General features: G+C 62.5%; 14 protein-coding genes. 4 read left to right on the top strand and 10 right to left on the bottom strand.

What is annotated here, in order from left to right; translation table 11 throughout:
* The first annotated feature begins 72 nt into the window (after window positions 1-72).
* A complete protein-coding gene (locus tag IEW00_RS14005) occupies window positions 73-1,038 on the top strand; it encodes a hypothetical protein (RefSeq protein ID WP_188515042.1) in 966 nt (321 codons plus the stop codon).
* 123 nt (window positions 1,039-1,161) lie between these two features.
* Window positions 1,162-2,868, top strand: coding sequence for a flotillin family protein (locus IEW00_RS14000; protein WP_229737071.1), 1,707 nt, complete (start codon window positions 1,162-1,164; stop codon window positions 2,866-2,868).
* Here the strand turns inward: IEW00_RS14000 and IEW00_RS13995 are convergent.
* Window positions 2,865-3,266, bottom strand: coding sequence for a gamma-glutamylcyclotransferase family protein (locus tag IEW00_RS13995; RefSeq protein WP_188515041.1), 402 nt, complete (start codon window positions 3,264-3,266; stop codon window positions 2,865-2,867). The two genes, IEW00_RS14000 and IEW00_RS13995, sit on opposite strands and share 4 nt — an antisense overlap.
* 26 nt (window positions 3,267-3,292) lie before the next feature.
* On the opposite strand from IEW00_RS13995, the gene IEW00_RS13990 reads away from it, so the two are divergent.
* Window positions 3,293-3,628: an Mpo1-like protein gene (locus IEW00_RS13990; RefSeq protein WP_188515040.1), complete on the top strand. Its 336-nt coding sequence runs from the start codon at window positions 3,293-3,295 to the stop codon at window positions 3,626-3,628.
* Between the two features lie 59 nt (window positions 3,629-3,687).
* Window positions 3,688-3,906 carry a hypothetical protein gene (locus tag IEW00_RS13985; RefSeq protein WP_188515245.1) on the top strand — a complete coding sequence of 73 codons (219 nt, stop codon included), beginning with the start codon at window positions 3,688-3,690 and terminating at the stop codon, window positions 3,904-3,906.
* Window positions 3,907-3,916: 10 nt separating this feature from the next.
* On the opposite strand, the gene IEW00_RS13980 is transcribed toward IEW00_RS13985, so the two are convergent.
* The 9 genes from IEW00_RS13980 to IEW00_RS13940 all read right to left on the bottom strand — a co-directional run bounded on the left by IEW00_RS13980 (window position 3,917) and on the right by IEW00_RS13940 (window position 12,063).
* Window positions 3,917-5,152 (bottom strand): NupC/NupG family nucleoside CNT transporter, encoded by a 1,236-nt coding sequence (locus IEW00_RS13980; RefSeq protein WP_188515039.1) that lies wholly within the window; start codon window positions 5,150-5,152, stop codon window positions 3,917-3,919.
* Between the two features lie 120 nt (window positions 5,153-5,272).
* Window positions 5,273-6,211, bottom strand: coding sequence for a DMT family transporter (locus tag IEW00_RS13975; RefSeq protein WP_188515038.1), 939 nt, complete (start codon window positions 6,209-6,211; stop codon window positions 5,273-5,275).
* A 54-nt stretch (window positions 6,212-6,265) separates the two neighbouring features.
* On the bottom strand, window positions 6,266-7,192 hold the full coding sequence (locus IEW00_RS13970; RefSeq protein WP_188515037.1) for a hypothetical protein: 927 nt from the start codon (window positions 7,190-7,192) through the stop codon (window positions 6,266-6,268).
* A gap of 53 nt (window positions 7,193-7,245) precedes the next feature.
* Window positions 7,246-7,878, bottom strand: a complete 633-nt coding sequence (locus tag IEW00_RS13965) for a glutathione S-transferase (protein WP_188515036.1) — start codon at window positions 7,876-7,878, stop codon at window positions 7,246-7,248.
* Window positions 7,879-7,972: 94 nt separating this feature from the next.
* On the bottom strand, window positions 7,973-8,395 hold the full coding sequence (ribH, locus tag IEW00_RS13960; protein WP_188515035.1) for a 6,7-dimethyl-8-ribityllumazine synthase: 423 nt from the start codon (window positions 8,393-8,395) through the stop codon (window positions 7,973-7,975).
* Window positions 8,396-8,436: 41 nt separating this feature from the next.
* Entirely contained in the window at window positions 8,437-9,078 is a 642-nt protein-coding gene (locus tag IEW00_RS13955) for an ABC-type transport auxiliary lipoprotein family protein (RefSeq protein WP_229737048.1), read from the bottom strand.
* 11 nt (window positions 9,079-9,089) lie between these two features.
* Window positions 9,090-10,037 (bottom strand): MlaD family protein, encoded by a 948-nt coding sequence (locus IEW00_RS13950; RefSeq protein WP_188515034.1) that lies wholly within the window; start codon window positions 10,035-10,037, stop codon window positions 9,090-9,092.
* Between the two features lie 68 nt (window positions 10,038-10,105).
* On the bottom strand, window positions 10,106-10,954 hold the full coding sequence (locus IEW00_RS13945) for an ABC transporter ATP-binding protein (RefSeq protein ID WP_188515033.1): 849 nt from the start codon (window positions 10,952-10,954) through the stop codon (window positions 10,106-10,108).
* Window positions 10,951-12,063, bottom strand: a complete 1,113-nt coding sequence (locus IEW00_RS13940) for an ABC transporter permease (protein WP_188515032.1) — start codon at window positions 12,061-12,063, stop codon at window positions 10,951-10,953. Before IEW00_RS13940 ends, IEW00_RS13945 begins: the two co-directional genes overlap by 4 nt.
* Window positions 12,064-12,133: the final 70 nt, after the last annotated feature.

The following is a 12,133-nucleotide window of genomic DNA, read 5'->3' as shown; positions in this document are numbered from 1 at the left end:
GGGCCAAGCTCTACGTCGCTATACCAACCTCATCTGGACCTATGTAGGTTCGGCGAATTGGAGTAGAGTTTGATGGATTCCGAATGCCTGCTTTGGGGTGAGCACGCTAGTGTTCAGGTGGATGGAGATTCTACAATTTTCCAATCAATGCGCACCGATGGTAGCTATCGGGCGACAGGGACATTCTTAACAATCTGGAGTCAGTTGTCTTTGCCGGAACAAGCAGAACTCCGTCCGAAAATTACAACATGGATTGTTGACCAGCACCGGTCGGGGATAGTGGCGCCCACGATCAATTCAAACATCTTGGATATGATACGGCAGAAACGATACTTAAGACATAGCGAAAGAATGGAGCGCTTCTTTCTGATGCTCGCCTATCAGGATTTCGGAATTTCAGGCAGCATTAAAATTGCTGGTGTCGTTGATGAGGAGAGTAAGTCCACAAAAGCTCGCTTGGAGGCTTGGATCGAAGCACGTACTGACAAAGATGCAGGTGCCTTTCTCTTTATGCTTTGCGAAGCAAATTTGCTTGTTGGAAGAGGAAACCATAGATATTTTCTTACGCCAGGCGGCTATGATCGGTTAGAACAAGCAGAGCTAGGCAGCAGCAGCTCGAGGCAAGTCTTTGTTGCGATGTGGTTCGATCCCCAGATGGACGTTGTCTATAGCGAGGGTATAGCACCCGCGATAGAAGCCGCCGGATTCAAACCGTTCCGTATTGATCACAAAGAGCACAATAATAAATTTGATGATGAGATAATTGCCGAAATTAGACGATCTCGCTTTGTGGTTGCAGACTTTACATGCCGCGTACGCGAAGTGGATGGAGTCAGTAGCGCCGACGCAAGGGGTGGAGTTTATTACGAAGCTGGCTTTGCCCAGGGCCTGGGTTTGCCGCTTATCTGGACAGTCCGTAATGATTGTATTTCCCACGTTCACTTTGACACCCGTCAATTTGCGCATATTGTGTGGAACGATCCAGGTGACCTTAAACTTAAACTACAGAATAGAATTTTGGCTTCTATTCTCAGCTAGCTTAGCTTAGCAAAAGGCACGCAGAGCAATTATTGATCAATATCATTCTCGCGGCCACAGATTTGCCACCAACAGGAGCCCCCCATGACCGACGCCATCCCCAGCGGGATCATCACCATCGCCATGATCGTCGGCGTGGTGTTCGCGTTCCTGATCATCTTTGGCCTCATCATCACCCGGCTGTATCGCCGCGCAACCAAGGAAATCGCGTTTGTCCGCACCGGCTTTGGCGGCGAGAAGGTGGTGATGAATGGCGGGGCAATCGTGTTTCCGGTGCTGCACGAGACAATGCCGGTCAACATGAACACGGTGCGGCTGGCGGTGGAGCGCAAGAACACCGATGCGCTGATCACGCTCGACCGGTTGCGGATCGATGTGAAGGCGGAGTTCTATGTGCGCGTGCGGCCCGATGCGGGCGCGCTGGCGATGGCGGCGCAGACTTTGGGCCTGCGCACCATGCAGCCCGAAGCCTTGAAGGATCTGGTCGAGGGCAAGTTCGTCGATGCGCTGCGCTCGGTCGCGGCCGGAATGACGATGAACCAGCTGCACGAACAGCGTGCCGATTTCGTTCAGAAGGTGCAGCAGGTCTCGTCGGCCGATCTGGCGATGAACGGGCTCGAGCTCGAATCGGTGTCGCTCACCGGGCTCGACCAGACCAGCATCGAGCACTTTAACGCCAACAACGCCTTCGACGCCGAGGGCCTGACCAAGCTGACCGAGCAGATCGAATTGCGCAAGAAGGCGCGCAACGACATCGAGCAGGACACCCGTGTCCAGATCGAGACCAAAAATCTCGAGGCCGACAAGCGCTCGTTCGAAATCTCGCGCGACAACGAGTTCGCCCGGCTTGAGCAGGAGCGGGTGATCGAGATGCGCCGCGCCGAGCAGGCGGCAGAAGTCGCGCGCGAACAGGCGCTGCGCAGCCAGGAAGCCGAAGGCGCGCGGATCGAAGCGAAGAAGCTGGTCGACAGCCAGCAGATCGAGGCCGACCGCGCGGTGCAGCAGGCGCGGATCGCGCAGCAGCAGGCGATCGAGATCGCCCGGCAGGAGCAGCAGATCGCGATCCAGAACAAGAGCCGCGAGGAAAGCCAGGCCAAGGCCGAGGCCGATGAGGCACGCGCCACCGCCGTCTCCGCCGAGGAGCAGGTGACCACCGCGCGCGAAACCGAGATTGCCGACCGCTCGAAGCGGATCGAGCTGATCGAGGCCGCCAAGGAGGCCGAGCGCGACGCCATCCGCGTCAAGGTGGAGGCCGAGGCCGAAAAGGCCGCCGCGGCCAACCGTGCCGAGGCGGTTCGACTGGAGGCGCAGGGCGAGTCCGAGGCCGAAAAGCTTCGCGCCGATGCGGCCCGCGTGCGTTTCGAGGTCGAGGCGGCAGGCCAGCGCGCCGTCAACGAGGCGGCGAACATCCTGTCCTCCGACCAGATCTCGCTGCAGACCAAGCTGGCGCTGCTCAAGGTGCTGCCCGAGGTGATCCGCGAGGCATCCAAGCCGCTGGAGGCGATCGAATCGATCAAGATCGTCAAGGTCGATGGTCTTGGCCAGTCGGGCGGGTCGAATGGCCATGGCGGATCAAACGGCCATAACGGCTCAGGCGGCAGTAGCGGCAACCTCGCCAGCGATGCGGTTGCCGCCGCATTGAGCTATCGTGCGCAGGCACCGATCATCGACGGGCTGATGAAGGATCTGGGTCTGGATGGCGGATCGCTCGACGGACTGGTCGCGGGCGCTACGCAAATCACCAGACCACAGCAGGCGGCAGAACCATCGCCCGCAACGCACGATAGGACCCCTGACGCGACATCGCCTGCGGACCCCAACGCAGCCTAAGCGATCAGCCAATCGCCCGACGCGATCCGCTCGAGCCCGTTCAGCGGCAGGTTCCAGACATAGACCAGCGCACTGGCCGGACCATGCGACGCCATGACCTCGATCCGCTCTCTGCGGTAATCATGGGGGGGATGGTCATCCGGACTGCAGCCCTCGAATGCGTCGAGCCACGGCAGGCTGGCTGACGGATCGTGCAGCCGCATCAGGTCGCCCGTGACGGTATCTGTGCCCTGCAGCACCAGCGCCGGGTACCAGCTCACCCGGTAAAGCGTGCCGGTAAGCGTGGCCTTCCCCAGCCAGGCGCTCTCGCGGGCCAGCCGCACCGCATTGGCATGGTCGCTGCCCCGGCGCAAAGTGCCATAGACGAACAGCAGATCGGAGGATTGGCTTGCGGACATGGTTTGTCGTAGCATCGCCCGAAAGGATGATCGACATGCAACGCTACACCAGCTTCGCCGAATTCTGGCCCTATTACCTCAGCGAACACAGGCGGCCTCTGACCCGCGCCTGGCATTATGCCGGGACCTCTCTGGTCGTGCTGCTGGCGCTGGCTGCGCTGCTGACCGGCAACGTGCTGCTGTTCGCCGCAATGCCGCTTGCGGGATATTTCTTTGCCTGGATCAGCCATTGGCGGATCGAACGCAACCGGCCTGCAACCTTCACCTATCCGCTTTGGTCGCTGGCTGCGGACTTCAAGATGTGGGCGATGTGGCTGACCGGGCGGCTGGGCCCGGAACTCAAGCGCGCCGGCGTGGACTGACGCCGAAAACAGGAACCCTCGGTCATCACCGGCGTAGGCTCAACACCAAGGAGAGCTTTATGACCGATCATCAAGACCCCAAGACCCCCGCCAACGATCATGCCGATGGCGGTGAAGAGGCTGCCAAGCGCGCCGGTGCAGAGCAGACCAGTCTCCAGCCCGGCACCAACGAGGCCAAGCCCGACATCGACAAGGATGATGTCAGCGAGGCCGATCTCGACGAAGCGCTCGAAGATTCGATGGATGGTTCGGATCCGCCAGCCTCGATCCAGCCCTGATCGGCTGCGGCTAAATCGTAATCAGCAACCCGGCCAGCGCCGCGCTCATCAGATTGGCCAGGCTCCCCGAGGCAAGCGCCTTGAGGCCTAGCTTGGCGATCATCGGCCGCTGGCTGGGGGCTAGCCCCCCGGTCACCGCCATCTGAATGGCGATCGACGAGAAGTTGGCAAAGCCGCACAGCGCAAACGTGACGATCGCGATCGTCCGCGCCGACAGCCCGGCATCCGGGCCTCCCAGATCGATGAACGCAACGAACTCGTTGAGCACGATCTTGGTGCCGAACAGCCCGCCCGCGCTCAGCGCCTCGTCCCACGGCACCCCGATCAGGTACATGATCGGCGCAAACACATAGCCGACCAGCATCTGGAACGAGAGGTTCGCAAAGCCCAGCCAGTTGCCGATCCCGCCCAGCAGGCCGTTGGCCATTGCCACCAGCGCGACAAACGCCAGCACCATTGCCCCCACCGCCACCGCCAGCCTCACGCCGGTCTGCGCGCCCATCGCTGCGGCCATGATGACATTGGCGGGGCGTTCGTCTTCATATTCGACATCGAGCGGCATGACCGCCTCGGCGCTCGCATCGGCTGGATCGTCGGGCATGATGATCTTGGCCATCAGGATGCCGCCGGGCGCCGACATGAACGCGGCTGCGAGCAGATAGTCGATCCGGATCCCCATTGCGGCATAAGCGGCCAGGATGGTGCCCGCGACGCCCGCCATCCCGACGCTCATCACCGTGAACAACTGGGCCGGCTTAAGCCCGGCAAGATAGGGCCGGATCACTAGCGGGGATTCGCTCTGTCCGACGAAGATGTTCGCGGCCGCGCACAGGCTTTCGACCTTCGAGATGCCAATCAGCTTCTGGATCGCGCCGCCCACCCACTGGATGATCCGCTGCATGATGCCGAGATAATAGAGGATCGACACCAGGGCCGAGAAGAAGATGATCACCGGCAGCGCGGCGATGGCAAAGCTGTTGCCGCCGACCTCGGGACTGGCGAGCGGGCCGAAGATAAAGTTGGTCCCCGCCTGCGCATAGCCCAGCAGGTTGGAAACGCCCCGCGCCATCGCCTGGATCGCGGTCTTGCCTGCGGGCACGTACAGCACCAGCACCGCGATGCTCGCCTGCAGCGCGAATGCCGAACCCACCACCCGCAGCCGGATGGCGCGACGGTTGTTCGACAGCAGCAATGCGAGCGACAGGATCAAAGCGATACCTGCCAACCCCAGCAAAATCCGTGTCATGCTTTGCGCCCGTGCCCCCGATAATGGAAAAGGTCTGGATTATCCCCATATCTGCCTAGCCAGAATGCCGCGACGGGGGAAGCGCGAACTGCGCCCGCTGCGCCAGGCCGTGGGACGCGATCAGGCCCTCGATTGCCGGGCAACGATCCAGCAGCCGGTAACGATCAGCGCCGCGCCGGCCAGTGTCGTCCAGCCGATGGTCTCGCTGAACGCCAGCCACCCGAACAGCGCGCCCCAGATGAACATTGTATATTCCAGCGGAACCAGCGCCTGTGCTTCGGCGCGCGCATAGGCCCACGACAGCAGCAGCAGCGAGACGATCGACAGAGCCGCCGACAGCGCGAGCAGCCCCCATGAAACCGGTGCCGTCATGACGCTTGCACCGGGCATTCCTCCGGCAAAGGGCATCGCCAGCGCCATCCAGAAGCCGATGATCAGGTTCTGCGCCAGCACGATCTCCTGCGGGCTGGTGACCTGTGCCTGCTGGCGCTGGAGGATCAGGTTCCACGCATAGAGCACCGCCGAGCCGGTGATCGCAGCGATGCCCTGCCATTGCGCGACGCCTTGCGCCTCGCCTGCGCTGCCGACGCCAAAGAGGCCGAGCCGTCCCGCAGCGATGATCCCGACACCTGCCAGCCCGAGCATCGACGCCATGATGGCGCCTCGGCCGATCCGCTCCTTGAGGATAATCGCCGCGAGGAACAGCGCGATGATCGGCGCGATGAAGGTGATCGCCACGGTCTCGGCCATCGGCGTACGCGCAAGCCCCCAGAAGAACAACGCTGCCATGCCCGCCACCACGGTGCCGCGCAGCAGGTGCAGTTTCAGCGCATCACCGCGTGGCAGGGCGCGCCTACCGCTCGCGAGAAACAGCGAAGTCGCAAGGACGGTCCCGATCATGCAGCGCCAGAACAGGGCTGCGACAACCCCGAGATCGATAGTGACCGCTTTCATCGCGGTGTCCATCGCACCGAAGAACATCATCCCGGCCGCACACGCCACGATCGCCGCCAGCGGCGCGGTGTTGGCCGATCTCAGCGAGGAAGGGTTGGATGCCATGGCGACGCTATTGCCATGGAATGGCGCGCTGTCCAGTCGCCAGCCTTCAAGCGCTCAGCTGCCCATGCGGGCAAGCGCCGCGGCGGTGGCATCGCGATAGGCGCTGCCGTCATGGCGGTGTGCCCCGACAAAATGCATGAACCGGCAATCGCTGTCCCATGGATCGCCCCAATAATTGCCATACTGGCGATAGGGCAAAAGCACCGCGCCCGGATCATTGGCGATCACGAAGCTCGAGGTGACCTGCTCGGTCCCCCATTCGTGCATCGCGCCCGTGCCCAGCAGTTGCTGCATCTCGCGCGCGAAGTGCGCTGCGAGCGCGCGACCGTCGCCGCCCCGGGCGAAGCCGGTAAAGCCCGAGCAGCCCCGGATATACCGCAACTTCTCTGAATCGGCGATTTTGGCCAGCACCCGCTCCATCCGGGTCTGGATATGGGCCTGGGCGGATGCAGGCACGTCCACAGGCGGGGTAAACGCAGTGCAGGTCTGCGCGCCGATCTCCCATTCCGCACCGCCGAGCAGTGTGAAACTGATGTTCGCTGCAATCGCATCGGCCACAACATCGGGGTATCCCAATGTCACCGTGTCGCTGTCGAGCTGGATCATGTAATCGTCGCGGCGCATATCGAGGATGGTGAGCAGCCGTTCCCAGGTACCACCGACAGGAAAGCCGGTGGTGTCGACATCGGCGATATCGATGATCTGCGGGTTGCCGCAATGGTGCGCGAGCACTGCGCGATCGCCCGGGGTCAGCGTCCCATCCGACAGGATCACCACGCGCCCCCGGCGCAGATGGCTCCACAAGGATTTGACCGCGATCAGGTACGGCAACAACACCGCGGTACCCATCATCGAAAAGATCACCAGCCCGTCATCGGCAGGCACGATCGGCGCGGTACCGAGCACCGGACGGCACGCAGCATCATGCCGCCGCGTATTGATGCGGCTGCGCAGGCGGAAAGGCAGGAACTTCGTCAGCATGGGCACCAACCGGTCGAGACAACGAAAGAACCAAGAGTGTACCGGCAAGAGCGTTAATGCGAAGCAAAAATGGTCGCGTCGTCACCCGGCTGCCAGGGCGCAAGCCGCAGCATCGCGGCGGTGAACAGATCGGACTGCATCAATTCGGCAAGCCAGCGCTGCACTCCGGGCAGCGCCTGCGCGGCAAACCATGCGGCATCGGTCGCGGCAAACTGGCGGACGAACGGGAACAACGCGATATCGACCAGCGCGCGATCAGGACCTGAGAGAAAATCGTGCGAGGCCAGCCGCTGTTCCAGCAGCACCAGATGCGCAAGCCCCGCCTGGCGGTGCGCGAGCGGGTCTTCATCATAGCGCGAGGGGTATTTGTACCGGTCGAGATGGTGTTTGAAGGGGCCGTCATTGGCGGAAATCAGATCCGCATCGTCGCCCGCCAGCCAGCATTCTGGGTCCTTGTGCTGCAATGCCCAGCGCATGATGTCGATGCTCTGGTCGATCACATCGCCATTGGCGAGCACCAGCACCGGCACGGTTGCCTTGGGCGAGGCATCAAGCAGCGCCTGCGGCTTGGCGCGCAGCACCACCTCGCGCAGTTCGACCTGCTGTCCGCTGACCAGCAACGCCATCCGCACACGCATGGCGTAGGGGCAGCGGCGAAAGCTGTAGAGGATGGGCAGGTCGGTCATTTCTTCGATCGTTCTCCGGCGAAAGCCGGAGTCCACGCGTCGGCAGGCTTCAGGCCGCCCTGGGCTCCGGCTTTCGCCGGAGAACGGGAAAGGATTAACCCGCCAGACGCTCTGAAATTTCGAGCATCATGATCGCGGCGCGGGCAGCATCACCGCCCTTGTCCTTTTCGCTCATCTTGGCGCGAGTGAGCGCCTGCGCCTCGTTTTCGACCGTCAGGATGCCGTTGCCGATCGGCATTCCGTCAAGCGTCAGTGCCATGATCGCGCGCGCGCTCTCGTTCGACACGACCTCGAAGTGATAGGTCTCGCCGCGAATGATGACGCCGATCGCGACATAGCCGTCGAAGCGCTGCGTGTCCGATGCCATGGCGATCGCGGCGGGGATCTCGAGCGCGCCGGGGACGGTCAGCACTTCGCAGCTGTGCCCGGCCTTCTTGATTGCGGCCTTCGCGCCCTCGATCAGCATGTCGTTGAGATGGTCGTAGAAGCGGGCCTCGACGATGAGGAAATGCGCCATGGTTTCAGTATCCTGTAAACGTCAGAGAAATGAGAGAAAGCTCAGCCCGCGACCCATGCGGCGACCTGCACGGCCACGGTGTTGGCCGCCTGATTCAGCGCCGCACCGACATTGACCGCATCAACCACCGCTACTGGAACGCTGGCCTGGAAGCGCTGCTTGCGCAAGGGGGTGCCGGGTTGGCGGATGACCGCATCATACTGCACGATCACCGAGCGGGCAGCCTCGTCATAGCCGAAACGCTGCAACTGGCCCGACAGCATCATCCCGCGCTCGGACCCGGTCTCGACCTGATCGAGCACCAGCCGGCCGCTCTTGGCAGCAAGCGTTTCGGCGAGCACGCCGCGGAACAGCCGCGCAGGCTTGTCGGCCCAGATGGCATCCTGAACATAAGCGATGGCGCTGTCGCTGACCTGAACCGGGACCCGCACCTGATCAAGCGTACGCTCGACCGTTGGCACATCGACGATGATCGCTTCGGTCACCGAAGCCTGCGCCATTGATCCTGCGGTCGGCGCAGCATCGGAGGTCAGCGTCAGCAGCTGCGGAGGAGCCTTGTCGCCGAAGCTGACGCAGCCGGCGAGCAGCGCCAGCGTCGCTCCGGCGGCCAGAGCCGGACGAAACATCTGGCGGCAGAACATCTGGGTCACATGGCGGGCTCCGGTTGTCGGCATCGCGGTCATTGCTCGCCTTCTCACTTCTTGGGCTGGTAGTCAGGCAGCGGCGGCGCGCGAAGCAGGCCGCTGGCGCCTTCCTGATCGATCTTTTCGGTAATCGCCGACAGCGCCCGGGCAGTCACGCGCAAGTCGCGCACCAGCGCCTCGGTTTCGGGCAGCGTGGTGTTCGAGAACTGCTGGAGGCCAGGTTGCGCCGCATCGAGCGTCACGCCGAGCTTGGCGATACCCTTGTTGGCTTCGGCCAGCGTCTGCGCAAGCTGCTTGGCGAGCGGGCGGCCTTCGGAGTCAAGCACGTCCTTGGTCGATTGTGCAGTCATACCAAGCTGTTCTGCGGCAACGCCTGCCTTTTCCAGCGTCACGCGCAATTCGGCCAGCGCCTCGCGCATCTGCGGTCCGGTTTCGGCAAGCTCGCCGGTCAATCGCCCCGAATTCCTGAGCAGCACCGCGATCGACGCCTGGTTTTCTTCGGACAACACCTGCGTGAATCGTTCGGTCAACGTCGCCAGCCGCTCGAGCAGCAACGGGGCGTTGTTGAGCAGTTCGCCCAGTGCGCCCGGCTTGGTCGGGATCACCGGCACGCCTTCAGGGCCTGGCTCGGTCAGGGGCGGCGCGCCTATCTTTGCGCCATCCAGTTGGATCTGCGACACGCCGGTGAAGCCCACGCCCTGGATCGTCGCTGTGGTGCCTTCAAGCACCGGCGCGCTGTTGTCGACCGTGATGCGGACCCGGACGAATTGCGGGTCCTTGGCCCACAATGCGATCTCGGTGACCTGGCCCGATGGCACACCAGAATAAGCAACCACCGATCCTTTGGCGATGCCATCGACCGACGTCTTAAAGAAGATATCATACTCGCTGCGGTTGGTTTCGCCCAAGCCGGCAAGCCAGATGACGAAGGCCACTATCCCTGCGAGCAGCACCAGGGTGACGGTCCCCACCCAGATATGATTGGCGCGTGTTTCCATGGCGTAGCGTTATGCCCCTGATCTTTGAATGCTGTCTACCGCCAATGCGGCTATGTCGTTCCGTTGCGTCATGACTTGAAGCCCCGGCTCTTGCTCTGCGCGGGAAAGCGGTTCTGACGCCGCTCCTCGTCCGCATGGCTGACGGCCGCGGCGCGGCCGCGCGGGCCGTTGAAATATTCCTGGATCCAGGGGTGGTCGGTCGCCAGCAGCTCGGGGATCGTCCCGATCGCGATCACCTTGCGATCGGCCAGCACCGCGACCCGGTCACAGATCTCGTGCAGCGTATCGAGATCATGCGTGATCAGGAACACGGTGAGCCCCAGCGTCCGCTGGAGTTCGAGCGTCAGTTCATCGAACCGCGCCGCACCGATCGGGTCCAGCCCTGCGGTCGGCTCGTCGAGGAACAGCACATCGGGATCAAGCGCCAGCGCGCGCGCCAGCCCGGCACGCTTCTTCATGCCGCCGGAAAGCTCGGAAGGGTATTTGTCCGCCGCATCAGCGGGAAGGCCACTCAGCGCGATCTTGTAAAGTGCGATCTCGCGACGCAGCTTGGAATTGATCTCGGGGTAGAATTCGGCAAGCGGGACCATCACGTTTTCAGCAACGGTCAGCGTCGAGAACAAGGCACCACCCTGGAACAGGACACCCCAGCGGCTGCGGATAGAGACATCCTCCTCCTCGCCATCAAGGATAGATTCACCCAGAACCTCGATCCTGCCGGTGTCGGGAACCTGTAATCCGATGATCGAGCGCATCAGCACCGATTTGCCGGTGCCAGATCCGCCAACCACGCCCAGAATTTCGCCGTGGAAGACATCGAGCGAGAGGTCCTCGTGGACAACATCCTCCCCGAAGCTGTTGGTCAGCCCGGTGATGCGGATGGCGACATCGCACTCTTTCTGGCGGGCAGCGCTCATCCCCAACCGATCTCGGTGAAGAACACCGCAAAAAACGCGTCGAGCACGATGACCATGAAAATGCCCTGGACCACAGCGGCGGTGGTGCGCGCGCCGACTTCCTCGGCGTTGCCACGCACCTGCATACCCTGATAGCAGCCCGATAGCGCGATGATCAGGCCGAACACCGGTGCCTTGATCATGCCTACATAGAAATCGTGGATGGGCACAACCTCCTGAATGCGCACGATGAACGTGGCGATCGGCAGATCAAGCGTGGCCCACAACAGGAATGCGCCCCCCGCCATCGCGACTATCATCGCGTAAAAGGCGAGCAGGATCATCATCAGCACCGCCGCAGCGACCCGCGGCAGCACCAGCGCCTCGACCGGCGACACCCCGATCGTACGCATAGCATCGACCTCTTCGGTGAGTTTCATCGTGCCGATCTGCGCGGCAAAGGCGCTGCCCGAGCGCCCCGCGACCATGATCGCGGTCATCAGCACGCCCAGTTCGCGCAGCGTCAACCGTCCGACCAGATTGACCGTAAACACCTCGGCACCGAACTGGCGCAGCTGAACCGCGCCCTGCTGGGCGATGACGATACCGATCAGGAAGCTCATCAACCCGACGATGCCCAGTGCCGATGCGCCAACCAACTCGAAATGCCGCACGGTTGCGGCCCAGCGGATGCGGCGTGGATTGGCGGCCTGCGCCAGCATGGCGCGCACGATTGACCCGAAGAAACTCAGCATCGCCAACATGCTGGTGAATGCCAGAATCACCCCTTCGCCCGTGCCGCCCACGACCCGGGTGACCACATTGGGGCGATGCGGGCGTTCCAGCTCGCCGGCATCCGATTTGCCAACGGCATCGACCAACCGGCTGCCCGATTCACTCAGGTTGACGATATCGCAGCCATGATCGCGCGCCAGCCGGTGGACGATCCATGCGCCCACCGTATCGATGTGGCCAACATCGGACATATCGATCAGCGCCAGCGTCTGATCCACCGACTTCAACCGGGTATCGATTGGTCCGATGGTGGCGATGTTCAGATCACCGGCAAAGCGCAGCACCGCGCCGGTGTCGCTACGCTCTTCAACGGAAAAATCGGCCGGGGCACCCATATCGCCGCCATCTTTGTGCGATAAAGCGAGCGATCACAAGCATCTTGGCGAACGGTCTGCCGCAGCGCCC

The organism is Blastomonas aquatica (assembly GCF_014639875.1).
Classification (GTDB): domain Bacteria; phylum Pseudomonadota; class Alphaproteobacteria; order Sphingomonadales; family Sphingomonadaceae; genus Blastomonas; species Blastomonas aquatica.
The sequence above is the reverse complement of the archived record's forward strand: the minus strand, read 5'-3'. Positions and strand labels throughout refer to the sequence as shown.